The organism is Flavobacterium sp., from assembly GCF_030146175.1.
GTDB lineage: Bacteria > Bacteroidota > Bacteroidia > Flavobacteriales > Flavobacteriaceae > Flavobacterium.
In genome coordinates this window covers 1-17,146 of record NZ_JASLCE010000108.1, presented here as the reverse complement: position 1 = coordinate 17,146, position 17,146 = coordinate 1, and the positions used below count along the sequence as shown (strand labels likewise).

Here is a 17,146-nt window from a genome sequence, read left to right as displayed (position 1 = left end):
CCTTATTCGGCAATACCATCGAATTATCAAGTCGGGTTTCGCGATCGACCGGAATAGGACATTGTTTGTTAATTTCATGGGACACCGTAGTCAAATAACTTTCTAACGACGGTTTCATTAAATTGTGTACCGCAAAAAAGACCGCCATAAAAACGATAACTCCTACAACAATACCAACAATGACCTTTGTTTTATCATTATTCTTCATCCTTCTTCATTTTTAAATCCAGACAATATACGATACTCATAAAGCTGGGTTTGTACACTTCTTTTCGGGCTTTGATCTTTTGATATTCGTTACCCGGCGAAAGCGTATTGATTTTCATTCCTTTAAAGTTGATTTTAAAACGTTCCAGATAAACCGTGCTCTGCGCCGGAACCGTAAACGTCACTCTATTGTTTTTAATGGATTTTTTCCACGTTTTAAAATACCTTAGAAAAGAATCGCTTTTAATCTCGTTTTCCGTTAGCAACCAGTTTTTGATCTCAATCTGAAAACCGTGATGAAATGATTTTTCAGGAAATGAAACCTGCATGGGTTGGTTGGTATAGTTTCGGATACAACAAAATTCGGCCAGCGTACATCCTGACAGTATAAAAGAAAGCAATACTAACGCAAACCATTTTTTCATTTTGGGCTATTTAATTTTTGAAGCCAACAAATAGATAACCGCCATTCGGATAGCGACACCATTTTCGACTTGATTCAGAATTACAGATTGTTGTGAATCGGCTACATCTGAAGTAATTTCAACACCGCGATTAATCGGTCCCGGGTGCATGATTATAATTTCTTTATTTAAGGAATCCAGTAAGGCTTTATCGACACCATATTGTTGTGCATACTCCCGCGTAGACGGGAAATAATTCACATCCATTCGTTCGTTTTGAACGCGAAGCATATTCGCTACATCACACCATTCCAAGGCTTTGCGTAGATTTGGTTCAACTTTTACACCAAGACTTTCAATATACTTCGGAATCAGCGTATTGGGTCCGCAAACCTTAACTTCGGCACCTTGCATTTGTAGGGCGAAAATATTCGACAATGCCACTCGGGAGTGCAAAATATCCCCTACAATTACGATTTTCTTTCCGGCTACTTCACCTAGTTTTTCGCGGATGGAAAAACTGTCCAGTAACGCTTGTGTCGGATGTTCGTGTGCACCGTCGCCGGCATTTACAATACTGGCGTTTACATTTTGCGACAGAAAATGTGCCGCACCCGGATTACTATGCCGCATAACTACCATATCGACTTTCATCGAAAGGATGTTGTTTACCGTATCGATTAACGTCTCCCCTTTTTTTACAGACGATTGTGCTGCGGAAAAACTGATTACATCGGCCGATAAACGTTTCTGCGCCAATTCGAACGACAATTTTGTCCGTGTACTGTTTTCGAAGAAAATATTCGCAATAGTCACATCTCGTAAAGACGGAACTTTTTTAATGGGGCGGTTAATTACTTCTTTAAAATGATCTGCCGTTTCAAAAATCAGATCGATATCGTTTTTATTGATGTATTTTATTCCAAGTAAATGATTGACACTTAACTCTTTCATTGTTGTGTTGTTGCTTAATTAGTTGTTGGTTGTTGTTTTAGACACTAATAGGACTTCATCGGCTCCTTCATTCTGTTTCCAGTTTACGATCACTCTTTCGTTGTTAATCGCATCTACCTGTCGTCCGCGGTAATCCGGTTGGATTGGTAAATGGCGGCTAAAACGGCGGTCGATCAATACCAGTAACTCAATTTCCGACGGTCGGCCAAACGATTGAATCGCGGTTAAAGCCGATCGGATACTACGTCCCGTATATAAAACGTCGTCGATAAAAACCACTTTTTTGTCTTCCACCAGGAAATCAATTTGGGTTTTATTGGCTTCCAGCGGTTTTTCATTCCGACGGAAATCATCTCTGAAAAATGTGATATCCAAAAATCCGAGTGCTACGTCTTTTACCTGATATTCATCCTCTAAAAGTTGTTTGATTCGTTCTGCTAAATACTTCCCTCTGGGTTGAATCCCGATAAGAATAGTGTTTGTAAAATCAAGATGTTTCTCGATTAACTGACAGGCCAAACGATGCAGAATGATATTGACTTCTTTCGAAGTGAGCAATATTTTTTGACTCATAATGAAGTGTTGTGTTTGGGAGGTAAAAGTACAATAAATTTGTGTAAACTGCGAAATGCTTTTCCGAAAAAACAAATTTTAAGAGAAGGGATACTGCTTTGTAACGGAACCTTAAAAAAGTGTAAAATCCACCATTTTCCCGGAAAAATATAACTATATTTGAATATGACAGCCGCATTACCCAATCTAAAAAATTACCTGCAATCCAAAGCCGGAATAACGGAAGAACAATTCGAAGCGCTGACCCAAAATCTAAAAACAGCTACAATTGAAAAAGGAGGAATACTGTTAAAACAGGGCGAAATTTGTCATCATTCCTTTTTTGTAGAACAGGGTTTGCTTCGCTCCTATACTATTGATGATTCCGGAAAAGAGCATATCATACAATTTGCTACCGAAAACTGGCTTATCAGTGACCGGAGTAGTATCTTTTTTAATGAACCATCCGATTTTTTTATCGATGCAGTCGAACCGACCACTTTTGTCTATCTGGATCAGCAATTTATCCATCGGGCTTCTGAAATGAGTGCTGCATTCCGTATTTTTAACGAAAAGGCACTGCAAAATCATATCCGACATTTACAAAAAAGAATCAACCTGTTACTTGCCGCCACAGCCGAACAACGGTATCTCGACTTTATAAAACTGTATCCGGATGTAACCCTACGCGTTCCGCAATGGATGATCGCTTCTTATCTGGGCATTACGCCCGAAAGTTTAAGTCGCGTACGGAAAGAACTCGCTAAACGCAATTTCAAACCCTATTGATTATTTCTTATCCTACATCAATGCATAAAAAATGTTCCGGTGATACTTTTGTACTATAACTTTTAAAAAAGGAACAATCATGGCAACAAAAAATATTGAAATCGTAGTCGCACCCAAAACCCCGCATTTTGTAGGAGACGGTTTTCGCGTGCACAATTTTATCCCAAGTGGTTATCATTTGGATATGGAACGTATGAGTCCGTTTATTATGATGGACTATAATTCCAAATACCACTTTGCCCCTTCCGAAATCCCAAGAGGTGTTGGCGTGCACCCGCACCGTGGATTTGAAACGGTTACCATTGCCTATAAAGGAAAAGTAGCCCACCACGACAGTTCGGGAAACAGCGGTGTGATTGGCGAAGGCGATGTACAATGGATGACAGCTGCTTCCGGGGTATTACACAAAGAATACCATGAAAAAGAATTTAGTAAAACCGGTGGCGAATTCCAGATGGTACAATTATGGGTGAACCTTCCGGCCAAAGACAAGATGTCGCAACCGAAATACCAGGGCATTACCAATGATCAAATTGAAAAATACATTTTACCGGACAATGCCGGATTAGTTGAAGTCATTGCTGGAGAATATGAAAATGTAAAAGGTGCTGCGTCGACATTTACACCGGTACACCTGCAAAATGCAAAATTAAACAAAGGCGGAAAAGTCGGATTTTCATTTCCTGCCGTCTATAACACCGCTTTATTGGTTATTCAGGGCAGTATAAAAGTAAACGGAACCGAAGAAATCCCTACAGATCATTTTGTTTTGTTTGAAAATGAAGGAGAAGATTTTTCGATAGAAGCATTGGAAAACGACACGATTGTATTAATTTTAAGCGGAGCCCCGATCAACGAACCAATTGCCGCCCATGGCCCGTTTGTAATGAACACCCGGGAGGAAATTATTCAGGCTTTTGAAGACGTTAATATGGGCCGTTTCGGTTATCTTGAAGACTAAAAAACAAAAAACAACATAAAACATGTCTAATATTCAATTGATCATAGAAGAGCGCGCTGCCAATATCGGTAACTTTATGGTAGGGCGCCTCTTACCTTTTCGCGAAAAACGAACGGTTGGTCCTTTTGCTTTTATCGACCATATGGGTCCGGCCTATTTAAAAGACTATCAAAACCTTGATGTAGCGCCGCATCCGCATATTGGCTTATCGACTTTAACCTATTTGTTTGAAGGCAGTATTATGCACAAAGACAGTCTGGGTTCGGAAATTGAAATTCAACCGGGTGCCGTAAACTGGATGACGGCCGGAAAGGGAATTGTACATTCCGAAAGAACGCCGCAATATTTGCGAACATCGGATAAAGTACTACACGGATTACAGATTTGGGTCGCTTTGCCTAAAGAACTGGAGCAAATGGAACCGTCATTTGTACATGTCGACAAAGAAGATTTGCCGCATTGGGAAGAAAACGGACTTTCTTTTAAACTGATAGCCGGAGAAGCTTTTGGTCGCAAATCGGCCGTACCGGTTTACAGTCCGTTGTATTTTATAGAAATTAAAAGTACTTCGGCACAAAAAGTAAGTATCGGAAACGATTTATATGGTGAAAGTGCCTTATATATCCTTGAAGGAAACATTAAAAGTGACGGAAATACTTTTGATCCGAAACAAATCCTGATCGCAAAAGACAGTACGCTTTGCGAATTTGAAATGGGCGAAAACACCACCGTTTATATTTTCGGCGGAGAAGCCTTTCCGGAAGAACGTTTTATTTTCTGGAATTTTGTAGCTTCCAACAAAGCCTTGATTGAAGCTGCCAAAGAACGTTGGGAAAAACAGGAATTCCCGAAAGTTCCAGGAGAAACCGAGTTTGTACCGTTACCGCCACCACCTAAATTTTAAGCCTATGGAAAGCATCACTGCACAAATTGGAAAAGATCGTTATACCACGACAATAACCGCCAGGAAGCACCATCTTATTTCGGACGAACCGGAAGATATGGGTGGACAGGATCTCGGATTCGCACCACAGGAATTATTTGCAGCAGCTCTTGCCAGTTGTACCATTATTACGCTTCGAATGTATGCCAATCGCAAAGGTTGGGATGTCGAATCCATTGCTATCGACGTTACTTTTGATCGTGATGCGACTGCCAACGTAACCCGACTGGAACGCAAAATTGAGTTTACCGGAAATCTGGACCAAACTCAGAAAGAACGTTTAAAAGTGATTGCCAACAGTTGTCCGATACACAAAACATTGACCAATCCTATAGAAATTACAACAACCGTACAGTAAATACAATTATGACCATAGAACAAACCAACGACGACAAAAAAGGATTTTTCAAAGCCATTTCCGACGGAAAAGAAGCCGGATTAATGACCTATAGCTGGGCAGGTCCTGACAAAATTATTATCGACCATACCGAAGTAAATCCGGATTTTAAAGGACAGAATGTAGGGAAAAACATGGTGATGGAAGCCGTAGCTTTTGCTCGAAACAAACATATTAAAATCATGCCGCTATGTCCGTTTGCGAAAAGCGTTTTTGATAAAAACACGGATATACACGACGTTTTATTCTAAAAATCAAACACCTGTCAGGTTTTAAAAATCTGACAGGTGTAACTATTCTATATAAATCCGGATTAGGTTCTGTTTTTAAAGAAATCTGAATATTCCTTTTTATCAGCTCCAATAAAACAACGCCCTACCGACTTATCATTAGCCACATCAAAATACTTCCAGGCATCTTCTTTTCTTTCTAAATGATATAATACGGTACCAGCCATATATTCCCGGTCGCCATCATCATGTCTGTCTAAAGCACTATTCATAAGTTTTTTTGCCCATTCTAATGCTTCTGCATACTTTTTTACTTTGTTAAGTGCAAAAACTAATGAATTGGCAATTAAGTAGCTTTCGGGCTTATCCGTTTTGGGCTCCGGTAAAACATCCCAGGCATTTTCAAACAAAACAATCGCATTTTCTGTATTTCCAGATTTGAATTCGGTCAAAGCAGTTTTTTCAAATTGCTTAATTTTAATTTGATAGTCTTCCATTTTTTGTTCGCTTGTTAATTGATAAAAACTTTCTTTCACAAATGTTTTTGTTTTCAAATATAACAAAGTCATAAATTACTTACATATTTATACATTCTTAATTTGTTTATTTACTAAAACCTTCGGATATTCGGATGCTATGTACAAGCCTGTCGCAGACTCGGGAACCTAGCGCAGTTTTAAAACAAAATTGCATTAGAAAATTGAAACTTTTTGTAGAACAGATAACGATTAGCCGTATCACAAAGTTAGATATCCAAATAAAGTTTAATCAATAATTATAAAAAAAAATGATTTACGATTTAGCAAACAAGTTCAAAGACTTAAAAAACGAATTAGAGAATAATGACCATTTTGATGTTTATGCACGATATGATGATAATGAAGATTTGATGCAAGCGCAACTCAATAATCAACTACTAAATTTAAACGGGGATGATGAAGACGAAGACGAAAGTTATGTTCCGGAATACACCTTCGGATTAGATGATTCCTTTAAAGAATTGATCGAAGCAACCTGGAAAAACATGATGCAGTATAAATGCTCTTTCGAAAATGAAAGTTTTTATGGTTCCTATTCCTTTAATCATCCTTATGTTTTTATTGATGAAAAACCTTGGCTAACTGATTTGGTAGAAGAGGATAATAAAGATTATGAAATTATCAAAAACCTAAGAATCTTTGATAATACCAATGTAAAATATCAATTCGGATGCATTAATTACCAGAAAGGTGCTTCAAAAGAAATCTTTGAAAAAGAAATCTATTTATTTCATGATGAACACTTGATTCACCTTAATTTGACTTTCGAAGAATATTTAAATAGTTGTGTGGCATTAATGGCTTGTGAAAATTGACAAATGTTATTTGCTGATCCGAATGAAGTTTCAAGATATTCGAAACAGTTAAACCAACTAAAAGCATCTTACAACATGCTTTCAAAAATTTTTCCTGAAAAGGATTTTGAATTGTTCAAAAACAAGCTTTCCGAACATAAACTTTTATAAATACTTCAAGAATATTGATCTGTCGAATAGCATACGTAAAATGAAAACAACAGTTTTAAAATTAAATGGCATTTTTAATATGTCTTTTGATAAAACGTTTTTTACCGGAGTTTCTGAAAATCTTGATTGTATTCCAGGCAAATCAAAATGGGATATTTTTATTAATGATGTATTTTATGACACCATCGAATTTGAGAATGAAAACCTGCCATTGCATAAATCAGATCGTAAATCAAAATACAGATCTTTTACGTACAATGGCGTTTTTAATTCGGATTTATTAGATTTTAAAACTCAGAATATAATCTTGAAATTACAAGAATAACGATTACAGCTTTTTTCTAAAAACTTTAAAATAAAAACTCCTGCAATTGCAGGAGTTTTCGTTGTTTACCTAGCCCTTATATAAACAATCCACTATTTAACGATAAGCTTGGCAGTAAACAATTTTCGGGAATGAATTTTCAGGATATAAACACCGGTTGGTAAATCCTGAGTGATCAATGAATATTTATTGTTATTGACGTTTTTCGTCGCATACATTAATTTTCCTTCGGTATTAAAAACCTCGATCAGATCGATCGGATAATCCGACTGTACGATCGTCTGATTCGTATTATTGGTAGGATTCGGATACACCTTTAATCCGTTGTCGATTTTAAATTTATCACCGCCTAAAGTACCATCAACCACTTCAAACGAAACACGGTTGGACACTTCGTTATACGAATCGTTGGTAAACATTACCAGAAAGTAATTTCCGGTTTCCGTAGGTAAAGCCGTTCCGGTTAACGCCAGGGTTCCTTCCGCCTGACCATTAAAATAGGTATAACTTAATAACGGATCGATATTTGGGTTTTCCCCTTCGTGGTAAATACCCAACCAGTCTTTTACAATCCCCGGCGCATCGGTCCAGGAAGCTACAATTTGCTCTCCTAAATCGTAAACCGGTTTGTTAATCCATAATTCGGTAACCAGATTCCCTACTTTAAAGAAAGCTTTATTTCCGATGGCATTATAACCATCCTGTAAAAAATATTCGGCATAATAGTATCCGGTTGGTAAATTGGTAAAGGTCTTTGCTCCGGAAGCCGTTGTCACATATTGATAGGCCGTTGCCGTAACTTGTCCCGGAATATGTCCCATTTTATAAATTCCGATCCAGTCATTTGCCAATTGCGGTCCGTTAGCAAACGTAACAGTAACCGGCATTCCTACGGCATATTCTTCCTGATCAGTCGTTACTGTTGGTACCGGTCCGACATAGAAATACTTACGTGGTGCGATTTCGGTATAACCACCATTCGAAAAAATAGCGGCATAATAGCGTCCTTTATTCGGTAAACCATTCGTAAAAGTTATAACTCCATTCGGATTGCCATTGGTATACTGCCAGGTTTGTGATGGCGAAGATGATCCTGGTGTCTGACTGTCTTTATACAATCCGATCCATGTTGACGTACTAGCCGGAGCATCGGTATAATTCACTTTAATAACAGCATTTTGTGCATAGGTTAATGAATCGGTAACAATAGCGGTATTTACAACATTACTTCCGGTAATCGTAAATGTTTTGACATCACTCCACGATGACCATTCCAAATTGCGATCACGGTAACGTAACTTCAGATAATATTGTCCGTTAGGAATGGAATTGGCACCTAATGTCATTTTAGTAATATCAACACCTAAATTGCGATCAACGGTAGAATCCCTTTTTGTTTGGTACATTCCGTATAGATTTTCAAAATCGCGGTATACTTCTTTTGTGATGATATTAAAATCGGCTGTTTTTGAAATCTGAAACTGTGTTGTATTTAGCAACTCACCCGAAGTTGTCGTATAGGCACTTCCATTCAGCGTTAACGGTAAGGTTACACTTCCGGTAAACGTATTCTCGATACTCGGTTTTTCGGGAGCCGGTTTGTTTTTATAACGGTGAAATTCGTCCATCAGCTGGTTGTTTTTCCAACCATCAACACTTCCGATCGAATAGCTTTCCACATCCATTTTACCATTTACCACATCGATATCCACAATTTGATAAATCCAGTTACAAATAGTCTTCTGTACATCTTCAAAATCCTCTTCGGAAGACATGCCCCAATACTGATCCCAGGCAGTTCCTCCGGAAATAATATTATAGGCCGGCGAATTTTTTAACTGACCACGGTGGTATAAATGATGGTGCGCCCCGATATGCATAATATATTTGGACGAAGTGGTTAAAAATGGTACAGCAGTATTACGTACCCAGGTCGAAATATCCCCTACATATTGCTCTGCCTGGTACGGACGGTGACTTAATGAAAAAATCCAGTCCACCGTAGCATCGGCATTTGCAGCGGTAACGACCTGTTGCAACCAGTTCATCTGAGCGGCACCGGTATGCTCCGAACTCATACTGATAAACAATACGTTTCCAGCTTGTTGCGCATAATAATTTTCCGTTCCGGATGAAATCCCTTTATAGGATAATTCACTGATATAGAAATGATCATAATAGGATTGCATTCCCAAAGTACCATAGGTTTCGTGGTTTCCAACAGTCGTCTGAATCGGAATATTACCCGACAAAGCGCGATTCTTTTTAAAATGAACATGCTCGTAATGATCCAATGTACCAACATCCACCTGATCGCCCACCATAAATGTCATTGCGATGTTATCTTCCGGCGATAGGCTGGCACCCCATTTTTCGCGTACTTTACGCTTTGCGGCCGATACCAGTGAATCATAGCGCGGTACGGCTTTTAACTGGTTATCTCCCATAATCAGGAAACGAATATGTCCGTCGGCTGTCGCAGCTTGTCCCGGATTGGGTAGCGTTTTAAACGAATACACGTCTGAAACCGAAGTACCGGTTTTAATTTTGTAATAATACTTGGTGTTGGGCGCTAAGTTGATCAACTTAACATTGTGGTAGAAATAATTTCCGGGATAACCGGAATCGGTAAAAATGTTCGTATTCCCGGTAACCGTAACATTCAAATCGTTTGCAGCAGTTCCATATTCCACAATCGATTCCGTGTTACTTTCGGTTTTCCAGGTCACATAAACTGAGTTGGGCGTGACGTTCTGTAAATACGGATACAGCGTTTGCGCCCCGGCAGTCAGGCTGACCACCAGGAGCAGTAACAAGTACATTTTTTTCATAAATAGTGTGTTTAGTTAGACGCTGCAAAAGTATCTTTCCAATTGGCGATTACTTTTAAAGCAACGTTACCCTTTCACCCTATTTTTTTACTTTTTTGTTAAAAATGTTAAATTATTGTCGCTATTTCGCTTTATAATATAAATAACCGTCTTTTCGGGCATAACAAAAGAATTTTTCATCATTATCGATCAATCCGAAAAGAAGGAGTCCTTTTTCTTTCTGATAATTCCGGTCGTAAAAACCAACTTTATGTGGAAAAACCGGCTGTACGATATTGGCCTCTTTAAAATCGGCTCCTAATACAAAACCATATAATCCGTCTTTTTTAAGACTTACAAAATCATCCTGATGTCCCAAAAAACGAGCTTTATTCCACTCTATTTCATCGTATTCTGCGGGTAATACAATACCGTCATAGGCTGTTATAATCCCGTATTTTCCATTTTGCTTAAAAAGCCAGTTTTTATTATATACTCTGATGTCGGTTCTGGTAGACGTATAGGATTTTACCAATCCGTGAGGATCCAATTCCTCATACGTTATTGGAAGGATCACTTTTTCATCCGAATCCATAAGACCGTATTTTATTGTTTGTGTCGTCGCATCTTTTTGACCGACAACAAATAACAACTGTTCCTGTCCGGAATGTGTAAACTTTATCGGGCTAATACTATCATATTTACATGGAATCATACGCTCCTGAGTGAGTACAACTCCATATTGATCACCAAGTTTAAAACGGATTATATTTTTCTGCGTGACTCTTTTTTCGTCCGTATCCTGCGTTGTATTAGTATAAGGAAAACTTTCAAAAGTATAGGTTAGTCCGGCAGGCACAGGAGGCAACATAAATTCTGTTTCTGTTTTGGCTTCTTTCTGTCCAGCAATTATCTCCTTCAGGAATAGCTTTCCGTCTTTTATTTCAAACGTCTGGATACTATATTTTTTAACTACTTTCGGTCTGTTTTTTTCAATAGCATCATTCGGAACGGTTGTGTTTACACCTGTTCCGTATGCCGGTGGCGGTGGTACCATTTCGGTGGTATAATTAGGTTTGTTGGTACCCCTCCCAAGACCACTACCGTATTCAGGATCAGCGACCAATTCTGTGGTTCCATATTCGCTTTCGAACCGTTCTTTAAGCCCCGGTCGGTATTCCGAAGTCAATGGTTGTAATACAAATTTCCCGTCGATATGGTTCACCTCCATCGGTGTAGCACTATCCGATTTATCTTTTGAAGCTGTTAAAGCAATGGATTTACCGGGAACGGTTAAACCTCTGTCCAGCTTTATTTTATCATAATCTTTTAAAAGCCATTCTGAAATTTTTTGCTTATCACAATCATATACAAATAAGCTAAATTGATCTTCGAAATTAGTCGTTGCCATTAAAGCATAACGCGCTTTTTTACGATCGACACTGCTAAAACCTGTAGTGTCGACCGGAATAATTTTCTTAAAATTATCCGGGTAAATATTCTCCCCTTTCAGATTAAATAAAGCGTAACCTTCCCGGTTTTTTCTTTTAAAATCGTTGTATTCTTTTTCGTTTTTAAAAGTGCTCGTCGGACGACTAATCCTATTTCTTTTTAAAACAGCAACGATAAATTTATTAGGTTCGATGCCAAATTCATCGTATTCCGGTCCGGAAATCAGTGTTTTACCGTTATACGCCAGTCCGTTTTCTTCTTTATTTTTAAATGTAAAATACCCTTTGGGCATCTTGCGGTTGTAGCTTATTTGATCAAACTTATTTTTATTGACCAGCTTACCATTATAATCCGATATTCCATAAACATTTCCAACGCGAAAAGGAATAGTAACTTCTTGACTAAAAGCCTGTAATGAAAAAAGGAAGCCGAGTCCAACGTGTAAAAATAACCTCATAATAATTTTGATTGATTTTCAAATATAGTATTTATTGGCTTGTCAAAAACCATGCCCTTTGGGTTAAACACAAATTTCAAAAAAATGGTTACAAAAAGGGCATAAAAAAAGCTGCCTTTTAGAGCAGCCTGTTTTTAAAATCTTAAACCTGACAGGTTTGTCATCCGTTATACGGTATACATTTTTTGTCTTAATTCTTTGATTTTAGCATCCTCCAGATAATCATCGAACGTCATATAACGATCGATTACTCCATTTGGCGTGATTTCCAATACACGGTTGGCCACAGTTTGTGCAAATTCGTGGTCATGGGTAGTAAACAACACCGAACCTTTAAAGTTTTTCAACGAGTTGTTAAACGCGGTAATGGATTCCAAGTCCAGGTGATTCGTTGGTTCGTCCAACATCAATACGTTAGCACGTAACATCATCATTCGGGAAAGCATACAACGTACTTTTTCACCTCCGGATAAAACGCGACCTGTTTTTAACGCTTCCTCACCGGAGAAAATCATTTTTCCTAAGAAACCACGAACATAAACTTCGTCTCTTTCCGGCTCTGTTTTGGCCCATTGACGTAACCAATCCACCAACGTAAGGTCGTTTTCGAAGAAACTGTGGTTATCAGCCGGTAAATACGATTGAGAAGTGGTAATTCCCCATTCTACTACTCCGGAATCAGCGGTCATATTTCCGTTTAGGATCTCGTAAAAAGCGGTTGTAGCACGGGAATCTTTCGAGAAAACCACGATTTTATCTCCTTTTGCCATATTTAAGTCAACATTCTTAAACAAGGATTCTCCATCAATTGACGCGCTTAAATTTTGTACGTTTAGGATTTGATCACCTGCCTCACGTTCCTGATCGAAAATGATCGCAGGATAACGACGGCTCGACGGTTTGATTTCATCTAAATTTAATTTATCGATCATTTTTTTACGGGACGTTGCCTGTTTTGACTTCGCAACGTTCGCACTAAAACGACGGATAAACTCTTCTAATTCGGCTTTTTTCTCTTCAGCCTTTTTATTTTGCTGTGCTCTTTGTTTGGCCGCTAACTGACTCGATTCGTACCAGAACGTATAGTTACCGGAATAGTGATTGATTTTTCCAAAGTCAATATCCGATACATGCGTACAAACCGCATCCAGGAAGTGACGGTCGTGGGATACAACCAATACCGTATTGTCATAATTGGCCAGGAAATTTTCCAACCATCCGATGGTTTCAAAATCCAGATCATTCGTAGGCTCATCCATGATCAGAACGTCCGGACTTCCGAATAAAGCCTGCGCCAAAAGGACACGTACTTTTAACTTGGCGTCCATTTCGCCCATTAGCGTATAGTGATATTCTTCCGAAATACCTAAGTTCGACAGCATGGCAGCCGCATCCGAATCGGCATTCCAGCCATTCATTTCCTCAAACTGCACCTGAAGCTCACCGATTCTTTCGGCGTTTTCATCTTTGTAATCCAGGTACAATTCGTCCATCTCCTTTTTAACCGCAAATAACGTCTTATTACCCATCATAACCGTTTCAAGAACAGTATGCTCATCAAACATATTGTGATTCTGGTTTAAAACCGACATCCTTTTTCCTGGCTCCAGTATTACCCTTCCGGATGTAGGATCGATCTCTCCTGCCAATATCTTTAAAAAAGTTGATTTTCCTGCTCCGTTAGCCCCGATGATCCCGTAACAGTTACCTTGCGTAAAGGTTACATTTACTTCGTCAAACAAAATTCGTTTACCAAACTGAACGGATAAATTTGAAACTGTTAACATTTGAAATTGATTTTTATAAAATTGTTGCAAAAGTAGAAAAAATAGTGCAGTTTTGAACTATCTAATTTAGAATCTGTAAAGCTTTATTTTAACTGTACCTTAACAGCCTGTTCTATAATATAGAAATACTTTTGTTTAGAGATAAAATTGTTTGAATGTTTGCCCATATAAAAAACGTACTCCTCCCGCTTTCCACTGTGCTTATTTGCTCCCTTACTTCCTGTAATAAGAAGTTTGAAAGTGATAATTATACGGCCTATTTTGGAGGAGAAGTAATCAATCCTCTTAGTCGTTATGTCCTTTTGTGTAAAGACAATAAGGTACTTGACACGCTTATCTTAGACGAAAAAAACCGTTTTTTCAAGAAATTTGACTCTTTAACGCCGGGTATGTATACGTTTCGTCACGACCCGGAATACCAATATATCTATTTTGACAAAAACGATAGTCTGATGGTTCGTATTAATACGGGCGATTTTGACAATTCGATTGTTTTTTGCGGACGTGGGGATCAGAAAAACAACTTCCTGATGGAAATGTATCTGAAAAACGAATCGGATAAAAACAATATGTTCGATCTTTTTGACAGAAATTATGACCATTTCACAAAAAGTATTGATTCCATTTATGCCCGTAAAAAAGCCTTTTATCTTCGCAAAAAAACAGAAATCAACTGGGATGATAAATTCGATCTGTATGCCAAAGCAAGTTTAGACTTTAACCATTTGGCGAAAAAAGAAATTTATCCGTTTGCACACGAGCGCCGTACCGGTGAGGCCGTGAGTACCAAATTACCGAAAGACTATTATAACTTCCGTAAGGAAATCGATTTTAATAACGCACAGCTAACAAACTATTCGCCTTTTGTACGCTATCTGACTGCGATGTTAAACAATGTGGCCTATTCGGAAGCCGATAATACCTTTAATCTGGAAGAAACAGCCATTGAAAACAACATCAAAAAACTGAATATTGCCGATACGTTGTTTAAAAATGAGAAGATTAAAAATAGCGTACTGAATAATATTGCCTTTATGTACCTGTTGGAAGATCAGAATATGCACAACAAAAAGAAATTTTTTGACCGCTATTCGCAATTATCAACCGACAACAGTGGTCATAATGAAATCAAGAAAATAGGCGATGCCATTCAAATGCTGACAGAAGGAAAAAAATTGCCCGATGCAGATTTGATCAACGAAAAAGGCGAAAAAATCGACCTGAATTCGATAACCGATGGCAAACAAACGGTACTGTTTTTCTGGACATCCAATGCCAAAGCCCATATGGTAACGGTACACAAAAAGGTAAACGAATTAAAAAAGAAGCATCCGAACCTGCATTTTGTTTCGATCAATGTGGATGATTCCGAACAGGAATGGAAACAAATACTATCGCAATATGCCTTTGAAAACACTACGGAATTGCATTCGGCGAATTTCGAAGCTTTAAAAGACCATTGGGTGATTACGAAAATACAACGTACCATTTTACTTCAGCCAAATGGTATGATCAAAAATGCTTTTGTCAGTCTTTTTGATTCTGATTTTGAAAAGAACCTTAAATAATAAACAAACTAAACATAAAAAAGGCGGTTTCAAATATTGAAACCGCCTTTTTGCTTTTATATACTAAGGAATATTATTTGTTTCCTTTTTCGTAGTCGGCTAAAAACTGCGCCAAACCGATATCGGTAAGCGGGTGTTTTAAAAGTCCTAAAATTGACGATAATGGTCCTGTCATTACATCGGCACCAATCTTCGCACAATTTACTACGTGCATGGTATGACGAATTGAAGCAGCCAGGATTTGCGTATCGAAAGCATAGTTATCGTAAATCAAACGGATTTCGTCGATCAGGTTTAAACCGTCTGTCGAAACATCATCCAAACGACCTAAGAAAGGCGAAACATACGTTGCTCCTGCTTTGGCAGCCAATAAAGCCTGACCAGCAGAGAATACCAATGTTACGTTTGTTTTAATGCCGCGATCTGAAAAATATTTACAAGCTTTGATTCCTTCTTTAGTCATTGGGATTTTCACCACAATCTGTTCGTGTAGTTCCGCTAATTCTTCCCCTTCGCGAATCATTCCTTCGTAATCGGTAGCAATTACTTCAGCACTCACATCACCGTCAACAATGTTACAAATGTCAACATAGTGTTTTAGAATATTGTCTTTTCCGGTGATTCCTTCTTTAGCCATTAGCGACGGATTGGTCGTTACACCATCCAATACTCCCAAAGCTTCTGCTTCTTTAATTTGCTCTAAATTAGCCGTGTCAATAAAAAATTTCATCTTAAATATATTTAATGATAGTTGTGTTAAAATTCGGATTACAAAATTACAACTTATAATGGTTCATTAATAACTTTTCGTATACTTTATCCGGAAGTATCCGTTTTAAAACAATCGAAAACTTTTGCATAAAAGCCCCCACCTTATAATGGATCTTCGGATTTGGATTTTGAATAATCGCATATACCGCTGCAGCCATTTGTCCGGGATCGCTACCGCTATCGACATGATCATTCATCATACTTAACGTATTCCCATACGGAACTTCATAGGCCGATCCTTTAACCAACGGCGCATGATAACGTCCCGAAGCGATATTGGTAGCAAAATCGCCCGGTGCTACATTGGTGATATGTACCCCAAAAGCTTTTACTTCCATACGAAGTGCTTCTGTGATCAATTCCAATGCGCCTTTTGAGGCTGAATACACGCTTCTGTAGGGCAATCCCATATAACCGGCAATAGAGGTTACATTAATGATCAATCCGGATTTCTGCTTGCGCATGGAGGGCAAAACGGCTTTCATCACTTCGATCGGACCAAAAAGATTGGTTTCAAAATTATTGCGGATTTCATCGCCCGGAATTTCCTCCAGCGGACCGGTAATCCCTACCCCTGCATTGTTGATCAACACATCTAATCGTCCTTCTTTGGCTACGATTGTTTCCACAGCCGTACGAATGGTATCGGCCTGGCGCACATCCATTGTTAGTAACGGAAAAAGCGTTTGCTGTATCTTTTCGGGGTTTCTGCTGGTTCCGTAAACGGTATATCCTTTTTGAAATAATAATTCGCCTATGGCTTTTCCGATGCCCGACGAGCCTCCGGTAATCAAAACCACTTTTCCCATAGTATCCGGTTCAAAATTTGAGTTGCTAAAATAAGGAAGAAAAACGTTACAAATGTCCTAAAACAAAAAAATCTCCCAAAAGGAGATCTAAGAAAAAATGGCAAGCGACCTACATCGCACCGCTACAACCACATACCTTTGCTGTGTTCCCACCCTGGAGGAGTCTGCAGGAGCTGGTCGTGTAGGACTTGCCGGTGCAAATATACAATCTTTTTATATTTTTGCA

Annotated in this window: 18 protein-coding genes and 1 other RNA gene; 8 read left to right on the top strand and 11 right to left on the bottom strand. The window is 38.5% G+C overall.

Annotated features, from left to right (window positions below):
• From Q1R07_RS12470 to pyrR, 4 genes are all read right to left on the bottom strand, one after another.
• Nucleotides 1-208: hypothetical protein (locus Q1R07_RS12470; RefSeq protein ID WP_300490719.1), on the bottom strand; the 208-nt coding region annotated here is incomplete at its 3' end.
• Nucleotides 198-632, bottom strand: coding sequence for a hypothetical protein (locus Q1R07_RS12465; RefSeq protein WP_300490716.1), 435 nt, complete (start codon nucleotides 630-632; stop codon nucleotides 198-200). The genes Q1R07_RS12465 and Q1R07_RS12470, both read right to left, overlap by 11 nt.
• A gap of 6 nt (nucleotides 633-638) precedes the next feature.
• Complete coding sequence (locus Q1R07_RS12460) at nucleotides 639-1,565, bottom strand: aspartate carbamoyltransferase catalytic subunit (protein WP_136401610.1); 927 nt, start codon at nucleotides 1,563-1,565, stop codon at nucleotides 639-641.
• 18 nt (nucleotides 1,566-1,583) lie between these two features.
• A complete protein-coding gene (pyrR, locus tag Q1R07_RS12455) occupies nucleotides 1,584-2,138 on the bottom strand; it encodes a bifunctional pyr operon transcriptional regulator/uracil phosphoribosyltransferase PyrR (protein ID WP_300490711.1) in 555 nt (184 codons plus the stop codon).
• 165 nt (nucleotides 2,139-2,303) lie between these two features.
• Between pyrR and Q1R07_RS12450 the strand changes: the two genes are divergently transcribed.
• The 5 genes from Q1R07_RS12450 to Q1R07_RS12430 all read left to right on the top strand — a co-directional run bounded on the left by Q1R07_RS12450 (nucleotide 2,304) and on the right by Q1R07_RS12430 (nucleotide 5,458).
• Nucleotides 2,304-2,906 (top strand): Crp/Fnr family transcriptional regulator, encoded by a 603-nt coding sequence (locus tag Q1R07_RS12450; protein WP_300490709.1) that lies wholly within the window; start codon nucleotides 2,304-2,306, stop codon nucleotides 2,904-2,906.
• Between the two features lie 79 nt (nucleotides 2,907-2,985).
• Nucleotides 2,986-3,867, top strand: coding sequence for a pirin family protein (locus tag Q1R07_RS12445; protein WP_300490707.1), 882 nt, complete (start codon nucleotides 2,986-2,988; stop codon nucleotides 3,865-3,867).
• 22 nt (nucleotides 3,868-3,889) lie between these two features.
• Nucleotides 3,890-4,771, top strand: a complete 882-nt coding sequence (locus tag Q1R07_RS12440) for a pirin family protein (protein WP_300490706.1) — start codon at nucleotides 3,890-3,892, stop codon at nucleotides 4,769-4,771.
• Between the two features lie 4 nt (nucleotides 4,772-4,775).
• Nucleotides 4,776-5,168: an OsmC family protein gene (locus Q1R07_RS12435; protein WP_300490705.1), complete on the top strand. Its 393-nt coding sequence runs from the start codon at nucleotides 4,776-4,778 to the stop codon at nucleotides 5,166-5,168.
• Between the two features lie 8 nt (nucleotides 5,169-5,176).
• Nucleotides 5,177-5,458 (top strand): GNAT family N-acetyltransferase, encoded by a 282-nt coding sequence (locus Q1R07_RS12430; protein ID WP_300490704.1) that lies wholly within the window; start codon nucleotides 5,177-5,179, stop codon nucleotides 5,456-5,458.
• Nucleotides 5,459-5,520: 62 nt separating this feature from the next.
• Here Q1R07_RS12430 and Q1R07_RS12425 read toward each other — a convergent pair whose 3' ends face one another.
• Nucleotides 5,521-5,973: a hypothetical protein gene (locus Q1R07_RS12425; protein ID WP_300490702.1), complete on the bottom strand. Its 453-nt coding sequence runs from the start codon at nucleotides 5,971-5,973 to the stop codon at nucleotides 5,521-5,523.
• A gap of 251 nt (nucleotides 5,974-6,224) precedes the next feature.
• Here Q1R07_RS12425 and Q1R07_RS12420 point away from each other — a divergent pair, with 251 nt between their 5' ends.
• Entirely contained in the window at nucleotides 6,225-6,791 is a 567-nt protein-coding gene (locus Q1R07_RS12420) for a hypothetical protein (RefSeq protein ID WP_300490699.1), read from the top strand.
• Between the two features lie 190 nt (nucleotides 6,792-6,981).
• Nucleotides 6,982-7,266, top strand: coding sequence for a hypothetical protein (locus Q1R07_RS12415; RefSeq protein WP_300490697.1), 285 nt, complete (start codon nucleotides 6,982-6,984; stop codon nucleotides 7,264-7,266).
• Nucleotides 7,267-7,358: 92 nt separating this feature from the next.
• Here the strand turns inward: Q1R07_RS12415 and Q1R07_RS12410 are convergent, their stop codons facing one another.
• The 3 genes from Q1R07_RS12410 to Q1R07_RS12400 form a co-directional block, all read right to left on the bottom strand.
• Nucleotides 7,359-10,097, bottom strand: coding sequence for a fibronectin type III domain-containing protein (locus Q1R07_RS12410; RefSeq protein ID WP_300490694.1), 2,739 nt, complete (start codon nucleotides 10,095-10,097; stop codon nucleotides 7,359-7,361).
• A 121-nt stretch (nucleotides 10,098-10,218) separates the two neighbouring features.
• The gene (locus Q1R07_RS12405; RefSeq protein WP_300490692.1) at nucleotides 10,219-11,985 is read right to left on the bottom strand and encodes a hypothetical protein; all 1,767 of its coding nucleotides are present in this window, start codon (nucleotides 11,983-11,985) and stop codon (nucleotides 10,219-10,221) included.
• A gap of 167 nt (nucleotides 11,986-12,152) precedes the next feature.
• Complete coding sequence (locus Q1R07_RS12400) at nucleotides 12,153-13,772, bottom strand: ATP-binding cassette domain-containing protein (protein ID WP_300490690.1); 1,620 nt, start codon at nucleotides 13,770-13,772, stop codon at nucleotides 12,153-12,155.
• Between the two features lie 155 nt (nucleotides 13,773-13,927).
• Between Q1R07_RS12400 and Q1R07_RS12395 the strand changes: the two genes are divergently transcribed.
• Nucleotides 13,928-15,340 (top strand): thioredoxin-like domain-containing protein, encoded by a 1,413-nt coding sequence (locus Q1R07_RS12395; RefSeq protein WP_300490688.1) that lies wholly within the window; start codon nucleotides 13,928-13,930, stop codon nucleotides 15,338-15,340.
• A gap of 73 nt (nucleotides 15,341-15,413) precedes the next feature.
• Here Q1R07_RS12395 and fsa read toward each other — a convergent pair whose 3' ends face one another.
• From fsa to ffs, 3 genes are all read right to left on the bottom strand, one after another.
• Nucleotides 15,414-16,070, bottom strand: coding sequence for a fructose-6-phosphate aldolase (gene fsa, locus Q1R07_RS12390; protein ID WP_300490686.1), 657 nt, complete (start codon nucleotides 16,068-16,070; stop codon nucleotides 15,414-15,416).
• A 46-nt stretch (nucleotides 16,071-16,116) separates the two neighbouring features.
• Entirely contained in the window at nucleotides 16,117-16,920 is an 804-nt protein-coding gene (locus tag Q1R07_RS12385) for an SDR family oxidoreductase (RefSeq protein ID WP_300490684.1), read from the bottom strand.
• Nucleotides 16,921-17,015: 95 nt separating this feature from the next.
• Nucleotides 17,016-17,114: signal recognition particle sRNA small type (gene ffs, locus Q1R07_RS12380), an RNA gene on the bottom strand.
• Nucleotides 17,115-17,146 lie beyond the last annotated feature (32 nt).

What these genes read in the sequence shown, in the direction of transcription:
- Q1R07_RS12440 (WP_300490706.1), top strand. Translation starts at nt 3,890, where the DNA reads ATGTCTAATATTCAATTGATCATAGAAGAGCGCGCTGCCAATATCGGT.
- Q1R07_RS12450 (WP_300490709.1), top strand. Translation starts at nt 2,304, where the DNA reads ATGACAGCCGCATTACCCAATCTAAAAAATTACCTGCAATCCAAAGCC.
- Q1R07_RS12420 (WP_300490699.1), top strand. Translation starts at nt 6,225, where the DNA reads ATGATTTACGATTTAGCAAACAAGTTCAAAGACTTAAAAAACGAATTA.
- Q1R07_RS12405 (WP_300490692.1), bottom strand. Translation starts at nt 11,985, where the DNA reads ATGAGGTTATTTTTACACGTTGGACTCGGCTTCCTTTTTTCATTACAG.
- pyrR (WP_300490711.1), bottom strand. Translation starts at nt 2,138, where the DNA reads ATGAGTCAAAAAATATTGCTCACTTCGAAAGAAGTCAATATCATTCTG.
- Q1R07_RS12435 (WP_300490705.1), top strand. Translation starts at nt 4,776, where the DNA reads ATGGAAAGCATCACTGCACAAATTGGAAAAGATCGTTATACCACGACA.
- Q1R07_RS12385 (WP_300490684.1), bottom strand. Translation starts at nt 16,920, where the DNA reads ATGGGAAAAGTGGTTTTGATTACCGGAGGCTCGTCGGGCATCGGAAAA.
- Q1R07_RS12430 (WP_300490704.1), top strand. Translation starts at nt 5,177, where the DNA reads ATGACCATAGAACAAACCAACGACGACAAAAAAGGATTTTTCAAAGCC.
- Q1R07_RS12415 (WP_300490697.1), top strand. Translation starts at nt 6,982, where the DNA reads ATGAAAACAACAGTTTTAAAATTAAATGGCATTTTTAATATGTCTTTT.
- Q1R07_RS12465 (WP_300490716.1), bottom strand. Translation starts at nt 632, where the DNA reads ATGAAAAAATGGTTTGCGTTAGTATTGCTTTCTTTTATACTGTCAGGA.
- Q1R07_RS12395 (WP_300490688.1), top strand. Translation starts at nt 13,928, where the DNA reads ATGTTTGCCCATATAAAAAACGTACTCCTCCCGCTTTCCACTGTGCTT.
- Q1R07_RS12410 (WP_300490694.1), bottom strand. Translation starts at nt 10,097, where the DNA reads ATGAAAAAAATGTACTTGTTACTGCTCCTGGTGGTCAGCCTGACTGCC.
- Q1R07_RS12400 (WP_300490690.1), bottom strand. Translation starts at nt 13,772, where the DNA reads ATGTTAACAGTTTCAAATTTATCCGTTCAGTTTGGTAAACGAATTTTG.
- fsa (WP_300490686.1), bottom strand. Translation starts at nt 16,070, where the DNA reads ATGAAATTTTTTATTGACACGGCTAATTTAGAGCAAATTAAAGAAGCA.
- Q1R07_RS12445 (WP_300490707.1), top strand. Translation starts at nt 2,986, where the DNA reads ATGGCAACAAAAAATATTGAAATCGTAGTCGCACCCAAAACCCCGCAT.
- Q1R07_RS12460 (WP_136401610.1), bottom strand. Translation starts at nt 1,565, where the DNA reads ATGAAAGAGTTAAGTGTCAATCATTTACTTGGAATAAAATACATCAAT.